Annotated in this window: 18 protein-coding genes; 9 read left to right on the top strand and 9 right to left on the bottom strand. The window is 66.6% G+C overall.

Annotation, left to right across the window (positions count from 1 at the left end):
- Positions 1 to 19 precede the first annotated feature (19 nt).
- Positions 20 to 496, top strand: a complete 477-nt coding sequence (locus NQJ30_RS05505; protein WP_255768776.1) for a GNAT family N-acetyltransferase — start codon at positions 20 to 22, stop codon at positions 494 to 496.
- On the opposite strand, the gene NQJ30_RS05510 is transcribed toward NQJ30_RS05505, so the two are convergent.
- Positions 482 to 1,180 (bottom strand): maleylpyruvate isomerase family mycothiol-dependent enzyme, encoded by a 699-nt coding sequence (locus tag NQJ30_RS05510; protein ID WP_255768745.1) that lies wholly within the window; start codon positions 1,178 to 1,180, stop codon positions 482 to 484. The two genes, NQJ30_RS05505 and NQJ30_RS05510, sit on opposite strands and share 15 nt — an antisense overlap.
- A gap of 280 nt (positions 1,181 to 1,460) precedes the next feature.
- Between NQJ30_RS05510 and NQJ30_RS05515 the strand changes: the two genes are divergently transcribed.
- The 4 genes from NQJ30_RS05515 to catC all read left to right on the top strand — a co-directional run bounded on the left by NQJ30_RS05515 (position 1,461) and on the right by catC (position 5,409).
- Positions 1,461 to 2,846, top strand: coding sequence for an MFS transporter (locus tag NQJ30_RS05515; RefSeq protein ID WP_255768746.1), 1,386 nt, complete (start codon positions 1,461 to 1,463; stop codon positions 2,844 to 2,846).
- Positions 2,847 to 3,045: 199 nt separating this feature from the next.
- Complete coding sequence (locus NQJ30_RS05520; protein ID WP_255768747.1) at positions 3,046 to 4,002, top strand: LysR family transcriptional regulator; 957 nt, start codon at positions 3,046 to 3,048, stop codon at positions 4,000 to 4,002.
- Positions 3,999 to 5,102: a mandelate racemase/muconate lactonizing enzyme family protein gene (locus NQJ30_RS05525; RefSeq protein WP_255768748.1), complete on the top strand. Its 1,104-nt coding sequence runs from the start codon at positions 3,999 to 4,001 to the stop codon at positions 5,100 to 5,102. Before NQJ30_RS05520 ends, NQJ30_RS05525 begins: the two co-directional genes overlap by 4 nt.
- 28 nt (positions 5,103 to 5,130) lie before the next feature.
- A complete protein-coding gene (gene catC, locus NQJ30_RS05530) occupies positions 5,131 to 5,409 on the top strand; it encodes a muconolactone Delta-isomerase (protein WP_255768749.1) in 279 nt (92 codons plus the stop codon).
- A 54-nt stretch (positions 5,410 to 5,463) separates the two neighbouring features.
- Here the strand turns inward: catC and NQJ30_RS05535 are convergent, their stop codons facing one another.
- The 5 genes from NQJ30_RS05535 to benA all read right to left on the bottom strand — a co-directional run bounded on the left by NQJ30_RS05535 (position 5,464) and on the right by benA (position 12,849).
- On the bottom strand, positions 5,464 to 8,289 hold the full coding sequence (locus NQJ30_RS05535) for an ATP-binding protein (RefSeq protein WP_255768750.1): 2,826 nt from the start codon (positions 8,287 to 8,289) through the stop codon (positions 5,464 to 5,466).
- 70 nt (positions 8,290 to 8,359) lie between these two features.
- Positions 8,360 to 9,187 (bottom strand): 1,6-dihydroxycyclohexa-2,4-diene-1-carboxylate dehydrogenase, encoded by an 828-nt coding sequence (locus NQJ30_RS05540; RefSeq protein ID WP_255768751.1) that lies wholly within the window; start codon positions 9,185 to 9,187, stop codon positions 8,360 to 8,362.
- Positions 9,187 to 10,758 (bottom strand): benzoate 1,2-dioxygenase electron transfer component BenC, encoded by a 1,572-nt coding sequence (benC, locus tag NQJ30_RS05545; RefSeq protein ID WP_255768753.1) that lies wholly within the window; start codon positions 10,756 to 10,758, stop codon positions 9,187 to 9,189. Before benC ends, NQJ30_RS05540 begins: the two co-directional genes overlap by 1 nt.
- A 139-nt stretch (positions 10,759 to 10,897) precedes the next feature.
- Entirely contained in the window at positions 10,898 to 11,431 is a 534-nt protein-coding gene (gene benB, locus NQJ30_RS05550; protein WP_255768754.1) for a benzoate 1,2-dioxygenase small subunit, read from the bottom strand.
- Between the two features lie 35 nt (positions 11,432 to 11,466).
- Entirely contained in the window at positions 11,467 to 12,849 is a 1,383-nt protein-coding gene (benA, locus tag NQJ30_RS05555; protein WP_255768755.1) for a benzoate 1,2-dioxygenase large subunit, read from the bottom strand.
- A gap of 318 nt (positions 12,850 to 13,167) precedes the next feature.
- On the opposite strand from benA, the gene catA reads away from it, so the two are divergent.
- The 4 genes from catA to NQJ30_RS05575 all read left to right on the top strand — a co-directional run bounded on the left by catA (position 13,168) and on the right by NQJ30_RS05575 (position 18,352).
- Positions 13,168 to 14,064: a catechol 1,2-dioxygenase gene (gene catA, locus NQJ30_RS05560; protein WP_255768756.1), complete on the top strand. Its 897-nt coding sequence runs from the start codon at positions 13,168 to 13,170 to the stop codon at positions 14,062 to 14,064.
- Between the two features lie 108 nt (positions 14,065 to 14,172).
- Positions 14,173 to 15,510, top strand: coding sequence for a benzoate/H(+) symporter BenE family transporter (locus NQJ30_RS05565; protein ID WP_255768757.1), 1,338 nt, complete (start codon positions 14,173 to 14,175; stop codon positions 15,508 to 15,510).
- A gap of 9 nt (positions 15,511 to 15,519) precedes the next feature.
- Positions 15,520 to 17,229, top strand: coding sequence for a helicase HerA-like domain-containing protein (locus NQJ30_RS05570; RefSeq protein ID WP_255768758.1), 1,710 nt, complete (start codon positions 15,520 to 15,522; stop codon positions 17,227 to 17,229).
- A gap of 130 nt (positions 17,230 to 17,359) precedes the next feature.
- Positions 17,360 to 18,352, top strand: coding sequence for a hypothetical protein (locus NQJ30_RS05575; RefSeq protein WP_255768759.1), 993 nt, complete (start codon positions 17,360 to 17,362; stop codon positions 18,350 to 18,352).
- 154 nt (positions 18,353 to 18,506) lie between these two features.
- On the opposite strand, the gene NQJ30_RS05580 is transcribed toward NQJ30_RS05575, so the two are convergent.
- The 3 genes from NQJ30_RS05580 to NQJ30_RS05590 form a co-directional block, all read right to left on the bottom strand.
- Positions 18,507 to 20,498 carry an NHL domain-containing thioredoxin family protein gene (locus tag NQJ30_RS05580; RefSeq protein ID WP_255768761.1) on the bottom strand — a complete coding sequence of 664 codons (1,992 nt, stop codon included), beginning with the start codon at positions 20,496 to 20,498 and terminating at the stop codon, positions 18,507 to 18,509.
- Positions 20,498 to 22,645 (bottom strand): cytochrome c oxidase assembly protein, encoded by a 2,148-nt coding sequence (locus NQJ30_RS05585; protein ID WP_255768763.1) that lies wholly within the window; start codon positions 22,643 to 22,645, stop codon positions 20,498 to 20,500. The genes NQJ30_RS05580 and NQJ30_RS05585 overlap by 1 nt, the downstream gene beginning before the upstream one ends.
- Before the next feature lie 109 nt (positions 22,646 to 22,754).
- A complete protein-coding gene (locus tag NQJ30_RS05590) occupies positions 22,755 to 23,042 on the bottom strand; it encodes an HU family DNA-binding protein (RefSeq protein ID WP_056341443.1) in 288 nt (95 codons plus the stop codon).
- Between the last annotated feature and the right edge of the window lie 226 nt (positions 23,043 to 23,268).

The following is a 23,268-nucleotide window of genomic DNA, read 5'->3' on the forward strand; positions in this document are numbered from 1 at the left end:
GCAGGTCCTGCTCCTTCCCATGCATGATCCGCGGGTCCGGCCCCTCCTGGACGAGCTGGCGGTGGAGTACGACACCCGCTACGGCGACCGTCTTGGCCGCGGTGCCGCCGCCGAGGAACTCAACCGCTATCCGGCGTCGGAGTTCGAGGGGCAGGGCGGTGCGCTGCTGGTGATCCAGGAGCGCGGCCAGTCAGTGGCCGGCGGGGCCTTCCGCCGGTACGACGCGGACACGGCGGAGTTCAAGCGGATCTGGACCCATTCGGAGCACCGTCGACGCGGCCTGGCCCGGCTGGTGCTGGCAGAACTGGAGGCGCTGGCCACGCGGCGGGGCTACCGGCGTGTTTATCTCACCACCGGTCCGCGCCAGCCCGAAGCCAAGCACCTGTACCTCGCCGCAGGCTACGAGGCACAGTTCGATCTGGAGCAGGATCCCGAACTCATCGGGTCCCTTGCATTCGTCAAGAAGCTCCCGGCTCCGGTCTCACCAGGCCGGTAGGGCCGGCACCGGCCCGTCAACCTCCACATGTTCGGCGTCCCCGCGTGCCAGCCACTGGAGCAGACCCTCACGGTCGGACATAACCCGCAATCCGCCGTCGCCGATAACCCATTCGTCACGCTCTTCCGTCACCAGCGTCATGCCGGGAGCGCCCTTGGCACGCAAGGACCGCACCACGGCTTCGAGTGCGTTCAGCAGCGAGTCCGGGTCGGCTTCCTCGATGGTCCAGGCGGTGTCGAGATCGTGGTGGTGCACCACCACCTCGGCAATCCGGAGCGCCACGATGGACGTCGCAGGGATGGTCTTGCCGCCCACCTGCACTTCGGTCGCCATGAGTTCCCCGCTGAGCCGCTGGGCCTGCTCCGCAAAGTTCCGGGCAGACTCCCGCACCTCCGCAATGAGCTCCTCCCGCGGCAGGGCCGCCAAGGCGGCGATCTCCTGGGAACGGGCCTCGGGTGAGGGGTACAGGGAACGTTCCTCGCCGGAGGTTGCCCAGTCAATGAGCTTGACCAGCGCGCGGCCGCTGGATGCGACGTGGGCAATGACATCGGCCCGGCTCCACCCCTCGCATAGCGATGGCACGGCCATCTCGTCATCGGCCAGGGACTCAACGGTGGCCAGGAACATGTCCGTTTCCCGGCCGAGGCGGGACAGGTCCGAGTACAGGCGTGCAGGGTTGATCATTGGGCCAGCCTACCCACGGGCCGGTCTTCAAACCACCGTTCCCGCACCGCTGTTCCATATCCAGATCGTCTCGACTGAGACGTACAGCACTGCCGCGGATTTACCTCCCCAAAGCGGCCCTTTGAGACCAGCAGCATATGAATACCCCCCGGGCGGAAAGCCGGGCATTTCCCTCCTATGTCGCGCGTCACACCTCTGTCAGGCTGAAAACGCTCGGAGAGTGGCGCCCGGATTCTCCGGCGCCGCACGCCTCCACTTAAGTCAGAGAGGACTTGGGTCCATGTCACAACCGCAATCCGTTATAGCCGAAAATCCCCAGAAGGAGGCGCGCACCGCCAATTGGGTGGCCTTCATCATCTGCGCAGCCCTTTTGTTCGACGGCTACGATCTCGTCATTTACGGCACCGTCCTGCCGGGACTGCTCGCGGACCCGGGCCAGATCGGAGCGTTTGATGCGGTCACCGCCGGCCTCCTCGGCTCCTGGGCCCTGATCGGGGTGCTGGTGGGCTCCCTGGCCTGCGGCGCCGTGGGTGACTTCTTTGGCCGGCGCCGGCTGATGCTCCTGGGCATCGCCTGGTTCTCCGTCGGCATGTTCGCCACGGCCTTTGCCACCAGCGTCCCGGCCTTCGGCGCCCTGCGGTTTGCCACCGGACTGGGCCTGGGCATCGTCATCGCCAGCGCCGGTGCCACCATGGCCGAATTCGCCCCGGCGGGCAAGCGGCAGTTCTACAACGCCATCGTTTATTCGGGCATCCCGGCCGGCGGCGTCCTGGCCTCCATCCTGGGCATCCTTTTCCTCGACAGCATCGGCTGGCGCGGGCTGTTCATCATCGGCTCACTGCCGCTGGTCATCCTCCTGCCCATTGCGTGGCGCAAGCTCCCTGAATCACCGCGCTGGCTGCTGTCCCGGGGCCGCGAACAGGAGGCCCTCGCCGCCGCACAACGCACCGGCGTCCCGCTCATCGAGGAGCAGATCATCCTGCAGGCCGGAGCAGCGCCGCAGAAGTCAGGCTTCGCGGCCGTGTTTTCCCGCCAGTTCGCCGGGGCAGCGATTCTTCTGGGCCTGATGTCCTTCTGCGGCCTGCTGCTGACCTACGGGTTGAACACGTGGCTGCCCAAAATCATGGAGGGCTACGGCTACGGGCGGACCTACTCCCTGTTCTTCCCGCTGGCACTGAACCTCGGCGCTGTGGCAGGCGGACTGCTCGCGTCCCGGCTTGCGGACAAGAGCGGCCCGCAACGGGTCATCGCAGCCACCTTCGCGCTGGCCACCATATCGCTGGCTTTGATGACATTCAGCTTTCCCCTGCCGCTGCTTTTTGCCTTCATCGCCCTCGCCGGCATTGGCACGCTGGGCACCCAGGTGCTGGTCTACGGGTTCCAGTCCAACTACTTCACCACCAACGCCCGGGCCGCGGGCGTGGCCTGGTGCGCAAGCGTGGGACGGCTGGGCGGGGTCCTCGGTCCGATCATCGGTGGCTGGCTGGCCGCCGCGGGCATCGGCGGATCAACCGCCTTCTACCTCTACGGGGCAGTCGCTCTGGTTGGCGCCGTGGTCACCGTGCTGGTGCCGCGGCAGCGCAAGCTGGAGGAGGCCGGGCACACGGTCGAGGAAATCGTCGAAGGCCGGGCAGAAGACAGCGTTCCCGCAGGGCAGCTCAGGTAATCCACCGCCTGCCCGCCCGTGAACCCGGGGCAGGCACCGGGCGGGGGCCCGGGGCGGGAGCGGCGGCGCCCCGCCCCACCCCGCCTCGGCAATATTAAGCCGCCAAAATATCCTAGTAGGGCTTATTATGGTTATTCTTTGAATCAATCATGAGCCCCTGCAACGGAACGGGGACGGTTAGCGGAAGGACGGGACCACCTTGGACATCCGCCAACTGAACTATTTCATCGCCGTTGCCGAGGAGCGGCACTTCGGCCGGGCCGCCAAGCGCCTGCACATGGCGCAGCCGCCCCTCTCGCAGCAGATCCGCCAGTTGGAGGAGCTGCTCGGAGTCAAGCTCCTCAACCGGACCACCCGCAGGGTGGACCTCACCGCGGCGGGTCAGCTCCTGCTGGACCGCGGACGGCAGATCGTCAACGAGGTCGCCACCCTTCAGGCTGATGTCTACCAGGTGGGCCGCGGCGCAACCGGGGTCCTGCGGGTGGGCTTCTCGGGATCGGCAACCTACGGCGTTATGCCCCGGATCGCCCGCCTGGCCAAACAGGTCCTGCCGGGCCTGTCCCTGGCGCTGCACGGCGAAATGCTCACGCCGTCAATGGAAGCCGGCCTGCGGGACGGCACGCTGGACGCCGCGTTGCTGCGGCCCCCGGTAGCCTCGCAGGATATCGACTACCGGACAGTGACCCGCGAGCCGCTCGTCGTCGCGCTTCCGTCCTTCAGCGCCCTGGCCGTGGACCGGCCGGTGGCCATGCACGAACTGCAGGACCAGGACTTCATCGCTTACGGCCCCGAGTCCGTGCTTTACCGCACCACAGCAGACCTGTGCCGCCAGGCCGGTTTCCAGCCGCGCATCACGCAGATGGTCGGGGAGACGTCAACGATGCTGGCGTTCGTCGCCGCGGGCGGCGGGGTGGCCATCATGCCGTCCAGCGTGCAGGCCTTCCAGCTTGAAGGCGTGGCCTACCGGGAGATCGAAAACGTCCCCGAAGTGGAGCTCGCTGTCGCCTGGCTGCGGGGGCATCACTCTGCGCTGCTGCACAACTTCCTGGAGGTCGTGGTGACCGCCACCGCGGACGCCGGGGCGGCTGCCCCTGCTCCCGGCACTGCGCCCGGCCCTGCGCCGTCCAACCCTGATGAAAGGCCTTCCCCCGCATGAAGATCGCAGCCATAGAGGCGATTCCCTACTCAATCCCGTACCTTCACCCCCTGCACTTCGCGTCGGGTTCCGTGCACGAGGCAGACCACGTGCTCATCAGGCTTCGCACCGATGAAGGTGTGGTGGGCATCGCCGACACCCCGCCGCGCCCCTACACGTACGGCGAGACGCAGAAGTCCATCGTGGCGGTGGTGGCGGACATCTTCGCTCCGCAGCTGATCGGCGTCGACATTTTTGACCGGGAGAAGGTCCAGTCGATCCTGTACCGGACGGTGCACAACCAGACTGCGAAGGGGGCTGTGGACATCGCCCTCTGGGATGTCATCGGCAAGACCCTCGGCCAGCCGGTGACCAAACTGCTGGGCGGGTACACCGACTCGCTCCGTGTCTCCCACATGCTCGGCTTCAAACCGGCCCAGGAGTTGCTCGGCTTGGCCTTGGAGTTCCGCGAGACCTACGGCATCAACACGTTCAAGCTCAAAACCGGCCGCCGCCCGCTCCACCTCGACATCGAGGCCGCCCGGGTATTGCGGGAGGGCCTGGGTGAGGATGCCGAGCTCTACATGGACGCCAACCGCGGCTGGTCAGCCAACGAGGCAGCCGAGGTGCTGCGCCGCACGGCGGACCTGGGCCTGCAGTTCCTTGAAGAACCCGACGACGCCCGCGAAGTCCTGGGCCGCCGCCGCCTGGTGGAGAACTCCCCCATCCCCATCGCGGCAGACGAATCCGCTCCCAATCTCGGTGAGGCCGCCCGGGAAATCCTCACCGGCGGCGCCAACCTCCTGGCAGTGAAGACCGCACGGTCCGGATTCACCGAGGCGGCCAAGATCGTCGGAATGGCCGAGGGCATGGGCATCGACGTCTACATCGGCAACCAGATCGACACCCAGGTGGGCACGGCCGCCTCGGTGACCTTCGGCGCCGCGTTCGCCCACACGGCCAAACGCGCAGCGGAACTTTCCAACTACCTGGACATGGCCGACGACCTGCTGGCTGAGCCGCTGGCCATCACCGGCGGACGCATCCACGTTCCGGAGGGCCCCGGCGTGGGCACCGCCGTTGACGAGGACAAGCTCTCCCTCTACCGCACAGACCGCTAAACAACCACTCCTACCGAAGGGACACCTCATGAAGTACCTGGTCCACATGGACGTCAACCTGCCCGCCGACCTTCCGGCCGATCAAGCCGCCGAGATCAAAGCCACGGAGAAGGCCTACTCCCAGGAGCTGCAACGCTCCGGCAAGTGGCCGGAAATCTGGCGGGTCGTGGGCGAATACGCCAACTACTCGATCTTCGACGTCGACTCGAACGACGAACTGCATGAGATCCTGCAGAACCTGCCGCTGTTCCCCTACATGGACATCTCGGTGGTGCCGCTGGCCAAACACCCTTCGGACGTCAAATAGGCGCCGGCGCCACGTAAATATACGCCCACGAGCGGCCAGCAGCGGCGTTTCGGGTCAGTCCTTGGCCCGGAACGCGGCCGCGAGCTCACTGCGGGAGCGGATCCCCATCTTCCGGTAAAGCCGGGTCAGGTGGTACTGCACGGTCTTCTCCGCCAGGAACAGCGCACGGGCCGCTTCCTTGTTGGTGGCGCCGCCCGCCACCAACTCGGCAACCGCCCGTTCCTGCGCTGTGAGCTGGAGGTGGTGGTTGCTAACGGCGGTCAGCACGGGGTCGGCAGGATCCGGGACGTTTCCGACGTCGAGCCCTGTTGCCTTAAGCTCACGGTCGCACCGTTCCACGTAGGTGGCCGCGCCCAGGGAGTCGTATAAGTCGCGGGCGGCGCGCAGTACGGTCGAGGCCAGGCGCCGCTTGCCCGCCCGGCGCATGCTCTGCCCGAAGGCAAAACTCACCCGGGCCCGCAGATACGGCCGGTTGAGCCCCCTAAGGTGGCCCAGGGCCGCCTCAAAATGTTCCCTGGCGGTGTCCGGGTCTCCCTGCGCCGCCACGAGCCGGCCCCTCGCCCACGCAATCCGCGCCATGTCCGACGGGATTTCCCGCTCGCGCGGCACCCGCTCGAACGCCGTGAGGAACGAGTCGGCGGCGTCGAGCTGGTCCGTCATCACAAGGGCGTTGACGTAGGTGTCCTGCCAGGGCCAAAAGGACACCCGGTGCTCTGTCCACGGGTCCAGCTCCGTGAGCGGCTGCAGGACAGCCAATGCACCTTCGTAGTCCGCCCTCGCCTCATGGAAGCGGGCCCGGGCGAGGCTTGCCGGCACCTGCATGGCCCGGTATGTCCCGGGCTGCACGGCGGCCTGCGAAACGTAGTACCGGGCCCGCTCCCAGTCTCCGCGCATGGACCACAGCTCCGCCGCAGTCCAGTACAGCAGCGGCCGGATCAGCGGCATGCGCGAGGTCTCAAGGCGCACGGAGGCGCGCGCCACGGTGGCAGCCGCCGCATCCCAATTGCCGAGCACCAGGTGCGTGCGTGCCAGCCATGCCTCCGCCCACAGGGAAATCCGCATTGAACCACCCCGGTATTCAGTGGGGGCCGCGGACTCGAAGTTCACCAGCGCCGTCTCAACGTTGTCCAGGCGCAGCGCCAGCCAGCCGGCCCCCATCTGGACCCGTTGCTTCTGGGCGTTCTCGGCCGCGTGTTCGAAGGCACGGTGGTAGGAGGCCTCAGCCTCCGAAACACGGCCCTGCGCGTACAGGCCCAGTCCGTAAATGGCCTCCGATTCAATGTGGGCCGGGGATCCAGGCTGCGTAAGTTCCATGGCCCGTTCCGCCCAGGTGGTAATCATCGGGCCGTCCCAGGACGCCACCCCGTGCAGGACGAAGCGCTGCGCAACCTGCGCGGCGGCAGACGGATCATGCTGCGGGTTGGAGGTGCGCCAGGCCATCTCCAACTGCGTCTGCGCACTGTCGTTCTGTCCCGACGCGGTGGAGAGGTAGCCCAGGACGGAGGAGCGCAGCGGCGACGGCGGCAGGGCGTCCACTGCCGCCGTCCACATCTGGGCCTGGGCAATGTTGCCGGAACCCACCAGTGCATCCACCGCCCTCAGGAGCCTGTCATTCCGGGAACGGATGTCCAGGGAGAGCCGGGACGCGGAGAACAACGCCGTGGAGGCGTCCTGCCACGCTCCCACCCGGGCCTGGCGCCGGGCGAATTCCTCCAGCTCCTCCGCCAGGGGTTCGTCCGCGCCGGGTGTGGCCGCGACGCGGTGCCCCAGCCGTTCGCCCTCGGCCTGCACCGCCTCAGCCGCCACCCGGTGAAGCGCAATGCGCCGGCTGGGAACCATCCGTTCGTAGATGGCCTCCGCGGTGCCCGGTTCAGGGAAGACGACGGCGGAACGGGCCTGGTCAACGGCCAACCCCAGAAGCCCGGCACGGTGTCCCTCATCGAGGGCGTCCATGACTGCTCCCACCCCGCTGACCCGGGACACTTCTGCCATGCCGGCGGCGTTTCCGAGCACTGACGCGGCCTCCGCGACAGCAACCAGGTCCGGGGACGCTGCGGCCAGGGCGCTCTGCACCCGGGCGCGCACGCGGGACGTCGGGGGGAGGGAAGGGAACCACGACTGCCAGGTTTCCGCCGGCAGCTCATGGAGCAGCTCCACGATCGGTTGCGCAAGCCCGCCGGTGTGGCGCACCAGGCCGTGGGCCGCCGTCGCGCTCAGGTCGACGCCGAGCATCCTCCTTGCGAGGTCCTGCACCTGCCGGGGGGTGAGGGGATCCAGCGGGATGGTGGCCACCTGGTGACCGGTCAGGAAGTCCAGCGCGCCGGTGGGCACGCGAAAAGCGTCATCAGGGTTGAAGGTAAGCAGGAACAGAATCCGTTTTCCGTGCAGCCGGCGCATGACGAAAGTGAGGATGCGCAGGCTCTCGACGTCGAGTTTGTGGACGTCGTCCACGGCGACAACCACGCTGCCATGGGACTGCAGCCCTTCCAGGTGGGTGCTGAGGGTGGAAGCATAATTGACCACCTGGGCGGGGGTGAGGGCCGCGAAGGCAGGCAGGGACGGTCCGCCGTCGTAATCCTTTGCCGAACGCAGCGGCGAGGTGAGCATGAGCTGCGAGTAGCCGGCGAGGGGAAACTGCGCCTCCCACTCATCGCCCATGGCGGACAGCACCCGGACACCGCGGGCGCCTGTGCGGCAGTGCTCAAGAAAGTACTCCAGCACCGCGGTTTTCCCGGACCCGGACGGGCCCGAAAGCACCACGGCACCCACCTTGCCTTTGCGGACGGTCCGGAAAATCTCCAGCAGCTCTTCATAGACGCGCAAGCGGCCAACCAGCGGTAAATCCTCCGCCGTTTCACCGTGTAGGGAGGCCGCCGTCATGGCCGCAACTCTACCGGAGCCGCCCTCCCGCACCCGGCGGACGGGGCGGCGGCCATCCGTCACGGTGTCCTCAGCCCAGGTCCCCGCCGGCGACCGGAAGGATGCTGCCCGTGACGTAGGACGCTTCGTCCGATGCGAGGAACACGATGGGTGCGGCCTGTTCGTCCAACGTCCCGTAGCGCTTCAGGAAGGATGAGTCCACGGTCTGGTCAACGATCACCTGGTACCAGGCCTTTTCCGTGGCGGATTCGGCTTCGGGACCGCGCTTGACCTGGCGGGGCGGCGCCTCGGTGCCGCCGGGGGCTGCCGCCACCACACGGATGCCGCGGCCGCCCACCTCCATCGCCAGCGACTGGGTCAGGGCGTTGACCCCGCCCTTCGCTGCCGCGTACGGAACACGGTGCATGCCGCGGGTGGCCACCGAGGAAACGTTGACGATGGTGCCCGAGCCCTGTTCCAGCATGGCCGGCAGCACGGCGCGGCAGGACCAAAGGGTGGGGAAGAGCGAGCGGCGGATCTCCTTCTCGATTTTGTCCTCGTCATACTCTTCATACGGGCGGGCCCAGATGGTGCCGCCGACGTTGTTGACGAGGACGTCCACCCGACCGTGGGCGGCGAGCGCCGCCGCCACGGCCTGCTGCGCTCCTGCGAAGGTCTCCAGGTCTGCGGTCACCGCGGTGGCCGAGCCTCCTGAACCCGAAGCATCCGCGGTTTCCTGGATCCCCCGCGCCACCTCATGGACCAGCTCCGCCCGGTCTACAAGGACGACGGCGCCGCCCTCGGCTCCGATGCGCTCGGCCACCTTCCGGCCAATGCCCTGGGCGGAACCGGTCACCACGGCCACTTTGCCGGCGTACCTGCCGGGGGTGACGAACGTCCCGGCGTACGGCTGCGTCATCAGTGGGCCGCCTTGGCGTCGATCGCGCCCGCCATGGTTTCCTTGGCGTCCTGTGCGTGGGCCATGATGACTTCCCGCACCCGTGCTTTGTCCTGGCGCTCAAACGCCTCCACCACGTCAAGATGGTCCTGGGTGACCCGCTCAAAGATGGGGGTTCCCGCCTCGAAGGCCGCAGCCATCTGGGCGTGGACGTCGAGCCGGCGGTAGGACTCGAGCAGCATGGGGTTGTTGCAGACCACAAAGAGGTATTCGTGGAACTCCTCGTTGGTGCGGGCGAACTCGTCGGGTTCTTGGATGGTGCCGGCGGAGACCGAGCAGGTGGTGGCTTCGGCGAGCCGCCGGAACTGCTGCAGCTGTTCATCGCTGAGTCGGCCGAGCATCAGCTCGCTCACGGCGAGTTCCAGGCCCATGCGGGCGTCCAGCTGGGCGAAGCTGTCCTCCTTGCGGAAGTCGAGCCGGCCGGTCTCCAGGGAGGAGACGGCTTCGCTCCGGCTCATCGTGTCGCCTTCCGCGGCGATCTTCTCCGCGGGTGCCGGCGCCCCTGTTTCGGCGTCACCACCGGTGGTTTCCTTCGGAGCAAAACGCTCGAAGTAGAAGTTGGCGGGCTGGATGCCTTCAGAATCCAGCCACTTGGACACGGCGTTGACCATGGGGGGCGGACCGCACAGGTAGATGTCGACGTCGCCGTCGTTCAGGTGCTTAGGCTCGATGATCTGGGTGACGTAGCCGGTATGGGGAGCAGACGTGCCCGGTTCGGAGGCAATGTAGTCCCACGTGAAGTCGGGCAGTTTGGCTTCATATTCGCGCAGCCAGTCCAGGCCGACGATGTCCGCCTCCCGGGTCAAACCGTAGATGAGGTGGACGGGGGTGGCCGGCGGGTTCTCGGAAAGCTTTTCGAGGATGGACAGGAGCGGCGCCAGGCCCGTACCGCCCGCCAGGAGCAGGAGGGGCCGCTTGGGCTCGCGCAGGAAGAACGACCCGTACGGCCCGGTGAACTCGATGGTGTCGCCCACCGCGGCCCGGTCGCGCAGGTATTCGGACATTGCACCTTGTGGTGTCACGCGAACCATGAACGATGCGTCCTTCACCTCGGGGCCGCTGCTGAATGAATAGGAGCGCTCGGCGTCCGTTCCGGGGACCTTGATGTTGACGTACTGCCCGGGCAGGAAGGCCAGTGCGTCCCGGTTTTCGACGTCCAGGCCGAAGGACACTGTCGTTTCCGAGTGCCTGTTGAGCTCCTTCACGGTGGAGGTGAAGGTGGTGGCCGAGGTCTTCGCGGATTCCGAGGTGGCAGGGATCTGAATGGCCAGGTCCGATTCCGGTACCGCCTGGCAGGTCAGCAGATAGCCCTTTTCGAGCTCCGCTTCCGTCATCGCGTCGTCAATGTAGTCGCCCGGATCGAAGGACCCGGAATCGCAGAAGGCCTTGCAGGTGCCGCATGCGCCGTCCCGGCAGTCCGACGGGATGTTGATGCGCGCCTTGTACGCGGCGTCCATCACGGTCTCGTAGTCGCCGACCTTGATGACCTTGGTGACGCCGTCCTCGAAGCTGAGGGCTACTTTATGGCCCATGGTTTCCTCCTGGCTGGGGGCGCATCGACGCGACCCGGGTAGTGCGGATGTGCCCTCCGGGCACGGGTTGTGAAACGGCCAAGGCCGGTGCCGGACAAAGTCCTATGCCGGACAGAGGCCGGGCACCGGCAGGGTGCCGTCAGATCATGTAGACGTCCACCACGTGGTGGATGTAGTCGTTCTTGAGGACAACCTTCTTCTTCAGGATGACCGGCTCGGCGCCGCTGAGGTCGACCGTGTAGAAGCTGGTCCCGAAGTACGTGTCCGTGGTGTTGTACCGGAAGTACAGCGTGAACCAGTTGAAGCGCACCTTCACCTGGTCGCCGTCGCGCTCCATGATTTCGACGTCGGTGATGTTGTGGCCCGTGCGGGGCTCCGGGAGGGAGGTGGCTGAGGAACGGTCCGTCTTGATCCGGAAGACGCGGTCCTCGATGCCTCCGCGGTTGTCGTAGTAGATGAGGGAGATCTCGTTCTGCGGGTCCTCGGTCAGCCTGTCATCGACGTCCCATGCGGGCATCCAGAACTCGGAGTCCGGGTGGTAGCACTGAAGCCACTCGTCGAACTGGCGGTCGTCCAGCAGGCGGGCCTCCTTGTAGAGGAAGGCGCGGACGGTTTCGAGGGTGGCGATCTCCTCGGCGCTCTTGAGCACCGCGGGCTGTGTCAGGTTGGTCATGGGTTCTGCACTCTCTTCGGTTCCACAGGGACGGGTCAGGCGGTGACTGGAACAGCGTCCAACGCGGACGTCTCTTCCTCCGCGAGGGCCCGGTCCATGACTTCCTTCCAGTACCCGTGCTGGATGGGGTAAAGCCCCTCGTCCTCGGTGCGAACCCCGGAGGCGATGACTTTGGTCATGCCCAGCGCCCGGGCCTGCTCATCCGGTCCGGTGATCTCGTGGGTAGAGCCGCGGGTCATGTCATTCCACGGGGCGCTGGTGGCCCAGTAGGTCTTGTTGCAGGACCGGAATTCCTCCAGGTCGTCAGGGGTGGCCATGCCCGTGGCGTTGAAGAAATCCTCGTACTGGCGGATCCGCTTGGACCGGTTCTCCTGCGATTCGCCCTTCGGCGCGATGCAGTAGATGGTCACCTCGGTCTGGTCCGCCGAGATGGGCCGGAAATGGCGGATCTGCGAGGAGAACTGGTCCATGATGTAGACATTCGGGTACAGGCAGAGGTTCCGCGAGATGTTGATCATGAAGTTGGCCATCTCCTCGCCGTACTTGACAACGAGCTCGTCGCGGCGGTCCCACAGCGGGCGGTCCTGCGGGTTGGTCCATTCCTGCCACAGCAGCAGGTGGCCGTGGTCGTAGGAGTAGAAACCGCCTTTGACCTTGCCCCACTTGCCGGCGTCCATGGCCTTGGTCGTGTTGGCGGAATCACCGGCGCTGCGGCGGGCCGTGGTGGCCGCATAGTTCCAGTGCACGGCGGTGACGTGGTAGCCGTCCGCGCCGTTCTCGGCCTGGACCTTCCAGTTGCCGTCGTAGGTGTAGGTGGACGCCCCGCGCAGCACCTCGAGTCCTTCCGGGGACTGGTCCACGATCGAGTCGATCACCTTGGTGGCGTCGCCCAGGTGTTCCTCAAGCGGGAGCACGTCAGCCTTCAGGGAGCCGAAGAGGAAACCGCGGTAGGACTCGAAGCGGGCCACTTTGGTGAGATCGTGCGAGCCCTCTTTGTTGAAGGTCTCCGGGTAGCCTGCGTTTCGCGAGTCCTTCACCTTCAGGAGCTCGCCGGAGTTCTTGAACGTCCAGCCGTGGAACGGGCAGGTGAAGGTGGTGCGGTTGTCCGTCTTGCGGCGGCACAGCATGGCGCCCCGGTGCGAACAGGCGTTGACGATGCAGTTAAGGTTTTCGTCCTTGTCGCGGGTGATCATCACGGGAGTGCGGCCGATGTTGGTGGTGAAGTAGTCCCCCACGTTGGGGATCTGGGATTCGTGGGCGAGGTAGACCCAGTTGCCTTCGAAGATGTGCTTCATCTCCAGTTCGAAGATCTCCTCATCGGTGAATATTTCGCGCTTGGCGCGGATGACTCCGTTCTCACGGTCGTCGATCACGGCGTCGGCAAGGACGTCGCGGACATGGGCCAGGTTCTCGGTCATGGCGTGCTCCTTCATTGGAGGGTGCTGGACGGATGGGCGGGAGGTCCGGGCCAACCCGCGGTGCCCAGGGGGACGTTGTCACGCCAGTCTTCCCTACCGTGATCGCTCTCACATCAGGCAAACCCCTAGGTTCGGCCAAGGGTGTCTTTATGTCTGGTTCATGACAGAAAACCGGCCAAATCGATATTTGTAGCGTCCTTATTTCAGGCCTACGATGAGACGGACATCACGCGAGCTGCCTCGCAACAGGAACAGACCCTTCCCGCCCGGTTTGTACCGGGTTCAGGACCGGTTCCTGCCCCCTATTCAAAGAGGAGTATGGACATCACCATGACCGAGACCCAAGCAGACACCCGCCAAGAGGACGAGGGCACCGCAGTCGAAGCAGGCTCCAAGGCCACGGAACGCTTCGCCGCCTCCGGCAAGCTCTCGCATGTGGACGTGCCCAAGGAAAGAGTGAGCCTGCTGGCAGGGGCCCTCATCAAGGCCGCCAATGACATCGTCACCGAGCACCAGGTCACCTATGAGGAATACAACGCGCTGAAAGCGTGGCTCATCAAGGTAGGAACTGATGGAGAATGGCCGCTGTTCCTGGACGTGTGGCTGGAACACTCGGTGGAGGACGTCAACTCCCAGGACCGCCCCGGCACCGTGGGCACCATCGAGGGACCGTACTACGTGCCGGGCTCTCCCGTGTTCCAGACCCCCGGCACGGTCGAAATGCGCGAGAACGAGGAGGGCACCCCGCTGCGCTTCACCGGCCGCTTCACCGATACGGACGGCAACGCGATCCAGAACGCCCAGATCGAAATCTGGCACGCCGACAACGCCGGGTTTTACTCCCAGTACGCGCCGGGGCTGCCCGAGTGGCTCCTCCGGGGCACCATCAAGGCAGCCGACGACGGCCGCTTCGAAATCAACACGATGCGCCCGGCGCCCTACCAGATTCCGACAGACGGAGCCTGCGGGCAGCTGATCAGCGCGGCAGGCTGGCACGCCTGGCGCCCGGCGCATATCCACATCAAGGTCTCGGCGCCCGGCTTCCAGCCCGTCACCCAGCAGCTGTACTTCCCCGGCGACCCGCACAACGCGGACGACATCGCCTCGGCCGTGAAGCCTGAACTGATGCTGGATCCCAAGCCGCGCACAGATGGCGGCACCGGCGAAGAAGTGGTCTACAACTACGTCCTGGCCAAAGAGGGCCAGCACAAGTAAGAATCACAGCTGACAATCGGTGCCGGCGCCTCGGCCCGGCACCTAAGGCGCCCCGGAGTGCAGACTCCGGGGCGCCTGTATTTTTTGCCGCCGTTGCCAGGAGCCAGAATGCAGCCATCCCGTCAGGACCCGCCCGCCGTTCCACCAACGGAAACCGTTGCAGCCAATCTGTCCCAGCCCCTGCTGGAACGCCCCGGTGTCCGGCCCGCAGGAGTTCGCCAGGTCTTCCGGGACCTGGCGCTGCCGTATGTTTCCAACGGGGTGATCGGCCTCATCTTCTCCGCTTCGGGCCCCATAGCCGTGACCCTGGCCGTGGGAGCTGCGGGAGGACTGACCGAAGCCCAACTCGCCTCGTGGGTGTTTGGCATCCTGTTCTCAGGCGGCGCAGCCACACTGGTCATGTCGCTCCTCTACCGGCAGCCGCTGGGCTTCGCCTGGTCCATTCCCGGCACAGTACTCCTGGGCCCCTCCCTGCAGCACCTGTCCTTTCCGGAAGTGGTGGGAGCCTTCTTCACCTCCGGAATGCTGGTCCTCGCGCTGGGCGCCACCGGAGTGGTGCGGCGGATCATGTCAGTCATTCCGATGCCGATTGTCATGTCCATGGTGGCGGCCGTCTTCCTGAAGTTCGGCACCGACATCGTCGCCTCCACCCAGGCGAACCCCGTGGTGGCCGCCCCCATGGTGGTCGCCTTCCTGGTCCTCACCGCCGTGCCCGCCCTTGGCCGGTTCCTTCCGCCGGTGCTCGGCACCCTGGTGGTGGGTTGCGTGGCCGTGGCGGCAAGCGGCCAGTTCGCCTTTCACGGAGGGGGCCCGATCCTGGCCACCCCGGTCTTCACCGTTCCTGAGTTCACGTGGGCCGCCCAGCTGGAGCTTGTTGTTCCGCTGGCGCTCACCGTGCTGTTTGTTCAGAACGGCCAAGGCATCGCTGTTCTCCGTGCTGCCGGCCATAACCCGCCGGTCAACGTCTTCGCCATCGTGTCGGGCGCGTTTTCATTGCTCAATGCGGGCTGCGGCGCCGTCTCAGCGTGCGTGACCGGTCCCACCAACGCCCTGATGACCTCCTCCGGGACCAGGCAGCGCCAGTACACCGCTGCCGTGGTGTTCGGCGTCCTCGCGCTGGGCTGCGCCCTCCTGGCTCCGGCCCTCACCCGGCTCATGCTTGCCACGCCTACGGAATTCATCCTGGCCCTTGGCGGCATCGCCATGCTGCGGGCTCTCCAGCAAGCATTTGTGACCGCTTTCGCGACGACGTTCACTTTGGGATCGTTGGTGACGTTTGTGGTGACCATGTCCGGCATGAGCCTTTTCAACATCCATCCGGCGTTCTGGGGCCTGGTCATCGGCTTTGCGGTCTCCCGGGTGCTTGAACACTCGGACCATGCCGGCCCCAACACCCGGCTAAAAAGCAGCACGCCTGCACCACATCTGGAGGCCTCTGCCAACTAAGCTAGCGCCATGGCCAACAAAACCACTGCAGAAAAGCTCGCCACCATCCAGAAGGGCTACACGCTGGAGGGTGCCACCATCGAGCTGGGTGCCGCGATTGTCGACGGCGAACTTCACAAGGAAGCCCAGGTCCGGCTGCCGCTGTCGATGATGAACAGGCACGGCCTGGTGGCCGGCGCGACCGGCACCGGCAAGACCGTCACGCTGCACATGATGGCGGAGCAGCTCTCGGCAGCCGGGGTTCCGGTGTTCCTCGCCGATATCAAGGGCGACCTCTCCGGGCTGGCGACGGCGGCGGCGGGCAGCGAGAAGCTGAAGGCCCGCACTGACAGCATCGGCCAGCCCTGGGCCGGGAAGACGTACCCTGTGGAGTTCCTTGCCCTGGGCGGTGACGGCAACGGCATTCCGGTCCGCGCCACTGTCACGTCCTTTGGCCCCATCCTGCTCTCCCGCGTCATGGAACTCAACGACACCCAGGAGTCCAGCCTGCAGCTGGTCTTCCACTTCGCGGACCAGAAGAACCTCGAGCTGATCGACCTCAAGGACCTTCGCGCCGTCATCCAGTTCCTCACCTCCGAGGAAGGCAAGGATGAGCTGGCGGAACTGGGCGGCCTGTCCAAAGCCACCGCCGGCGTCATCCTGCGTGAACTGGTGAACCTTGAGGCCCAGGGCCTGGAAAAGTTCTTCGGCGAGCCGGAGTTCGATACTGCCGAGCTGCTCCGGACCGCCCCGGACGGCCGCGGCGTGGTCACCTGCCTGGAGCTTCCCACGCTGCAGACCAAGCCGATGCTGTTCTCCACCTTCCTGATGTGGCTGTTGGCGGACCTGTTCGAGGATCTGCCGGAAGCCGGCGACCTGGACAAGCCCAAGTTGGTGTTCTTCCTGGACGAGGCCCACCTGCTCTTCAACGGCGCGTCCAAGGCCTTCCTGAGCGCCATCACCACCACCGTCCGGCTGATCCGGTCCAAAGGCGTGGGGATCTTCTTCGTCACCCAGACCCCCAAGGATGTTCCGGCGGACGTCCTGGGCCAGCTGGCCAACCGGATCCAGCACGCCCTCCGCGCGTTCACCCCGGAAGATGCCAAGGCCCTGAAAGCCACCGTCTCCACGTTCCCCGTCAGCGACTACGACCTCGAGGAGACCCTCACGTCCGCAGGGATTGGCGAGGCGGTCATTACGGTCATGAATGAAAAAGGCGCTCCGACGCCCGTTGCCCTCACCCGCCTGCGCGCCCCGGAGTCCGTCATGGGCCCCAGCACCGATGATCTCGTCAAGAGCACCGTGGCAGGGTCTGCGCTGCTTGCCAAATACGGAACGGCTGTGGACAACGTCTCCGCCTACGAGAAACTCACCGGTAAGGGCGCCGCGCCCACCGGCGATGCGGCTCCGGGTGAGCCGCCGGCTCCGGGCGCTACCGGCGGGGCAGATACCAGCCAGGCCGATGTCGATGCCGAGGCACGCCGGATCGAAGAGGAGATCCTGGGCCGGCCAAGCAGCCGTCCTGCCCCCGCCCGGGACCGCACCCCTGACCGGGCGCCGGCACCGCGCGCCCCCGAACCGGCGGCACCGGCGGGAGGCGGCATCGCCGGCGAGCTCGCCGGCGCCCTGGGAGGAGCTTTGGGCGGCGGATTGAAGAGCATGGTCAGGTCCATGGGAACCCAACTCGGCCGCGAGCTGCTCCGCGGCGTGTTCGGCACGTCGTCCCGGCGCCGCCGTTAGGCAAAACCGGACGATGCCGCGCGCCTCACGCCCGCCGTCGGACGTTAACGAAGCCGCCGTCCCGGCCCCAGGTCCTGCCCTCCGGGCTCCAGTGTTCAGCGGGCTTACAGGTAACGTAAGGGGCGTGCAGATGAGTCAAGCGTTGGTGAGGACAGCGGCCGGGTGGCTGCTGGGCCTCATGCTTGCCGTGGCTGCGTCCATTGTTGCCATCAACGTGGTGAACAATACGGTGGCGAGCCCGCAGCAGCCGGTCCGCGAGTACCTGGACGCGCTGCAGCAGGGTGACGGCGGCAAAGCTCTTGGCCTGCTGCGCGCCACGGTGCCTCCCGGCAACGCCGCCATGCTTGACGGGAGCGCGCTTAAGACGGCCGCCTCGCGGCTTGCGAACATCACCCTCGGCCAGCCCGAAGAACGCCCGGGTGGCCAGGTCATGGTCCCGGTGCAGTACACGATCGACGGCAGCCGCCTGCGGACCGAGTTCCTGTTGGAGCAGACCGGCACGGAATGGCTGTTTTTTAAGACCTGGGCGTTTGTGCCCTCACGGCTGCCCACCCTGGGCGTCACGGTGGTGAACTCCAGCGAAGCCACCCTCAACGGCGTGCCGGTGAACATGCCCGCCGGACGGAACTCCTTCGCCGTTTTCTACCCCGGCGAATATGAGGCCGCCCTGAACGGTGAGTACTTCGCCGCTCCGCCCACTCGGGCCACCATCACCTCCCGTGACGCGCCGGTGGCCCCGCTGAACCTGCTGACCGAGGCCACCGACCAGCTTCGGAACGACGTAGGCCAGCGGGTGAAGGAATTCCTGGACGGCTGCGCCGCCGAAGCCGTGAAACAGCAGCGGCTGCAGCCGGACTGCCCCTTCTATTTCTCCAGCACCAACAACGTGGGTGACGGCACCATCAGGTGGACCATCACGAAGTACCCGGAAATCTCCATCGAGCCTTTCGGCGGCCGTTGGGTGGTTGCGCCCCTTGATGGCAAGGCCAAGGTGGAGGCCGTCCAGCAAAGCTCCTTCACCGGCGCCTGGTTCCCGCTGAACGAAGAGGTGGACTTCAGCTTCACCACCCGGCTGGACGTCGACGGCGACACCATCAAGGTCACCCCGCTCCTGACCTACTAGCCGCCGCACCCCGCCGCACCCCGCAGGGCACGGGCGCGCCCGTCGCGGGCCCCGGCTTTCCGCCCCGGGCCGCCTCAGCGGCGCAGAAAAGGCTGCCTCCCGTGACGCAGAACGTTCCAGGGGGCAGCCTTTTCGGTAAGTACGACGGCGGTGGTCAGTCCATGCCGCGCAGGTCCAGGACCAGCTCGGTGTCGCCGTCGTCCGTCAGGAGCACCGGGATGCCCCAGTCCTGCTGGTACAGGTGGCAGGCGGCATGGTCCGGAATCTCACCGTCCGCGTCCTCAGGGCCGTCGCAGGCCGCGGCGCGCGCGGTGATGTGCAGGACGCCTTCCGGAATGCCGGAGGCCAGTTCCAGTGTGCGGAGCAGGCCCACGGAGGTCCCGCCGCCGGCCACCAGGAGTTCCGGCGGGGTGGAGGAGATCTTGAGCTGGGTGGGATCGCCCCAGCGGTCGTCCAGCTTCTGGCCCGTGGGGGCGGTGAAGCGGACGTTCAGCTCCAGCAGGCCCGGAGCCACAGGGCTCTTGGGCCGCTGTGTCTGCGACGCGCCCTCGTCCACCTGCTGCGCTTCCTTGGGGATGGGCACGTACACCAGCTGGTGCTTGTTGGCCTCAACCACCACCAGGAGCGGTTCGGAGCCGGCAGCCTGTGTGTGGTCCACAATCACGTCGGACGGCTCGGACAGACCCCGCGCCAGCGTGGAGACCTTGCCGCCCGCCGGGTCGTAGCGGCGGACGGCTCCGTTGTAGGTGTCGGCGATGGCCACCGAGCCGTCCGGGAGGACGGTGACGCCCAGCGGGTGCTGCAGCCGGGCCTCGGCTGCGTCGCCGTCGCGGAAGCCGAAGTCGAACAGGCCCTTGCCGACGGCGGTTTCCACGGTGACCGTGGCGTCGGCGGCGATTGCCAGTTTGCGGAGTGCTGAGGTTTCGGAGTCCGCCACCCAGATGTTCCCGTCGGCGTCCTCGGCCAGGCCGGAGGGCTGGGCGAACCACGCTTCGTGGGCTTTGCCGTCCAGCAGTCCTTCCAATCCGTTGCCGGCCACGATGGCCACTGCTCCGGTCAGCGGGTCGAAGCTGAAGATCTGGTGCGTGCCGGCCATGGCAACCACCACGGCATTGAGCTTGGCGGACCAGACAACGTCCCATGGCGAGCTCAGCGAAACCTCCAGCGGGTGCCCGCTGAGCTGACCGGTGAACCCGGCCGCGTCCTCGTCCACGCGTGCGGGGCCGGTTTCCAGGAGCCGCTGGACGCCGTTGCCGGCGAGCGTGGTGGCTGTGCCGTCTGCCAGCGACAGCCCGCGCAGGCGGTGGTTGACGGAGTCGGCAATGACGACGTCGTAGCCCGCCTTCGCTGCCACGTCTTCCGGAAGCAGCGCCAGGCCCTGGGGCTCGTTGAACTGTGCGGTGGCATCGTCTCCGGCGGCGGGACCGTCGGCGTATCCCTTGGTGCCGGACCCGTAGGTGCGCAGCACCGTCTGGAAGTCGGTGCCCAACTCCACGAGGCGGTGGTGGCCGGTGTCGGTCACGAGCCAGGAGCCGGCGTCGGACGCTTCCTCCCCGGAGCCGCTGCCGGCGGTGCCACGCCCCGCGGGAAGGAACAGCGCCTTGCCGGGGAAGCGCAAGGTGCCCGAAGTGGCTTCCGGCGCCACATACGGGCCGGAACCGCGGTGCAGGGTGCCCTTGGCCTCGTGCTCGGCGATCAGTTCGGGGATGAGGACGGCGAGGCCGTCGGCGTGGCCTTCGCCGGACAGGTGCGCCACGACGTAGCCCTCAGGGTCAATGACCACCAGCGTGGGCCACGCACGGGCCGTATAGGCCTTCCAGGTGTCCAGCTCGGGATCGTCCAGGACCGGGTGGTGGATTTCGTAGCGCTCCACGGCGGCGGCCAGCGCTACCGGATCCGCCTCGTGCTCGAACTTGGGCGAGTGCACGCCCACGGTGACCAGGACGTCGGAGTACTTCTCCTCAAGCGGGCGCAGTTCGTCGAGGACGTGGAGGCAGTTGATGCAGCAGAACGTCCAGAAGTCGAGGAGCACGATCTTGCCGCGCAGGGCTTCGAGGTCCAGCGACTTCCCGCCGGTGTTAAGCCAGTTGCGGCCCACCAGTTCGGAGGCGCGGACCCGGAGTTGGGTGCGTACGGTTTCGCTCATCAGCGTCCTTCCAGCTTGTTGCGTTCAGCCAGTCTGGCGTCGCGTTCGGCCAATTTGGCAAACATATCGTTGTAAGCAGTGAGATCGGCGTCGTTATTCCTGTCCGCTGCGCGATCGGTGCGGCGGGTCTCCCGTTCATCGGACCTGGACCACATGATGGCGACGCCAATGGCCACCAGCAGTGTGGGTACTTCCCCGATGCCCCACGTCACTGCGCCTCCCAGTTGCTGGTCGACGAGGGCGGAAGGACCCCAGGGGCGGCCAAGGTTGCCGAAGTAGTCCGCCGCCAGCAGGCCGGTGCCGCCCATGATCGTGACGCCGAAGAAGGCGTGGAAGGCCATGGTGGCCAGCAGGAGGAGCAGGCGCAGGGGGTACGGTGCGCGGCGCGGCAGCGGGTCCGTGCCGATCATGCTCAGCACGAAGATGTAACCGGTGAGCAGGAAGTGCAGGTTCATCAGCTCGTGGCCCACATGCTCCCGCATCGCAAAACCGAACGCGTCCGAGAAGTAGAACAGCACAATCGAGCCGGCGAAGTTGGCTGCGGCAAACAGGGGGTGCGTGACCACCTGGGAGAACTTGGAGTGCACAAAAATCAGCACCCACTCACGCAGTCCCCTGGAACCGTCGGAACGGGCGGGCAGGGCCCGCAGAGCGAGCGTCACCGGCGCGCCCAGCACCAAGAAGAGCGGCGCCACCATGGTCAGCGCCATGTGGCCCACCATGTGGGCGGAGAACAGCACCATGCCGTAGACCGTCGGCGGGCCGGAGGTGATGTAGGTCAGCGCCAGGAGTCCCACCACCCAGTTCACGGAACGGAACCACTGCCATTTGTCGCCGCGGCGCCGGACCTTGGCCACGCCGAGGAAATAGGCCACCAGCGCGAAACCCACGACGGCCACCCAGAGCCAGTCGGGGCGCCACTCCGTCAGCCAGCGCTCCGGGGTCAGTTCAGGCGGCAGTTCGTAACCGGAGAGGATGAATGCCGGCGATGCGTCGGGCGCGAAGGTGGTGGGCGCGGGCGGCGCTGAGCGGCTCAGGGCGACGGCCACCCCGGAGGTGGCGCCCATGATCAGGAGTTCCGCGCTGACCAGTTGCCACAGCACGCGGCGGGAGGACAGCGCCGCGCCCTTCCGGCCCAGCTGAGGGATCACCCACTGCCGGTGCATAAAACCGATTCCGCCGAGGACCACTGTGGCCGCCGTCTTGGCCAGGATGAGCTGGCCATAGGCGGAGCCGAAAAGGTCAGTCCAGTTGGTGACACGGATGCTGGCGTTAATGACGCCGGAGGCGAAGACCAGCACAAAGGCAAAACCGGCCAGCGCCGAAAACCGGCGCAGGGTGGGTTCGGTGATGTCTGCCCCGGTACCCGGTTTCGGCCCCGCCAGGACGCCGGACAGCAGTGCCAGCAGGATGATGCCGCCCACCCAGATGCTGACGCCGACCAGGTGCAGGCCCAGGGAGTTGACGGCCGCTGAGTGGTCCGACGAACTTGAGGAGTGGCCGATCAGGGCGGCCGGCACCAGGCCGCCAAGTGCCAGGACCAGGGTGAGCGCGAGGCCGCCAAGGGATCTGACGCCGAACAGGGCAGTGGTCACCACGGCCCCGATGATGGTGACGGTCAGCCAGGCCCGCCCGGTGTCGATGTCGGTCATGAAGTACACGAGGGCGCGGGTGTACTCCGCATCCCCGGAAAGTGACTGGCCTGCGACGTCCGAATAGGTGAGGACCAGCACGGCGATCGCTGACAAGGTCCAGACGGCGCCCGCCGCGGCTGCCACGCCCAGCGCCCTGGTGAAGGCCGGGTGTTCCGGGGCGTCCGCATCGTTGGTCCGGGAGCGCGGGCCGGAGGTCCTGGGCAGGATGCCGACGGCGAAGATCAGCCCCCCGATGACCGTGGCCAGGGACACGTTATGGATGGCCTTGCTGATGGGCAGTCCCCAGCGGGCCAGCGCCCCGGGATCGGAAACCACGCGGGCCGCTGCCGCGCCGGAGAACAGGAGGGCTGCAACGAGTCCCAGAATCAGGGCTGCGAGCCCCGCAAGCTGCCAGGGCCGGGAAACCCCCAGGGTACCGGCACCCGGCGTTGTAGCACCCCTGCCAGAGGCCGGCTGGGGTGCTGTGGGACGGGACTTTGCTGCAGAAGGCACCTATCCATTGTCCGCTACCTGCGCCGAGGCGCCGAATCGGCGTTGCAGGGCGCAACGCAGAGGAGCGGTACCCGTGCGGGTACCGCTCCTCTGGCTGGTGCTGGGAAGACTACTTCTTCTTGGCGACCGCAGCCTTCAGCTTGGAGCCGGCGGTCAGCTTGACGCTGTGGCCTGCCGCGATCTGGATGGTTTCGCCCGTCTGCGGGTTGCGGCCGGTGCGAGCTGCACGGTCGGTGCGCTCGACTGCGAGCCAGCCCGGGATGGTGATCTTCTCGCCCGCGGCGACGGACGTCTCGAAAACCTCGAACAGTGCGTCGAGGACGGAGTTGACGGCTGCCTGGCTGGTGCCGGCCTTACCTGCTACCTCTGAAACAAGTTCACTACGGTTCTTAGCCATTGATGTCCTCCTGGACGGTCACGATTTCTGGAGCCTGAACGCGGCATGCGTGCAAGCCACTGTTCGAAAACTTACCAGCTTGGGCCCGCGAGGTCCGCAAATTCCGCGTGTTTCCGCGACTTTTTGACTTAAATCACGGGATTTCCGGGCTTTTGCGGGGGAATTGCGCCCATAGCGGACGCTCTCTCAGTTACTGCAGGTTTCCGGGGGACGCTCTCGCGGTTGT

It is taken from the genome of Pseudarthrobacter sulfonivorans, assembly GCF_024391045.1.
GTDB classification, from domain to species: Bacteria; Actinomycetota; Actinomycetes; order Actinomycetales; family Micrococcaceae; genus Arthrobacter; species Arthrobacter sulfonivorans_B.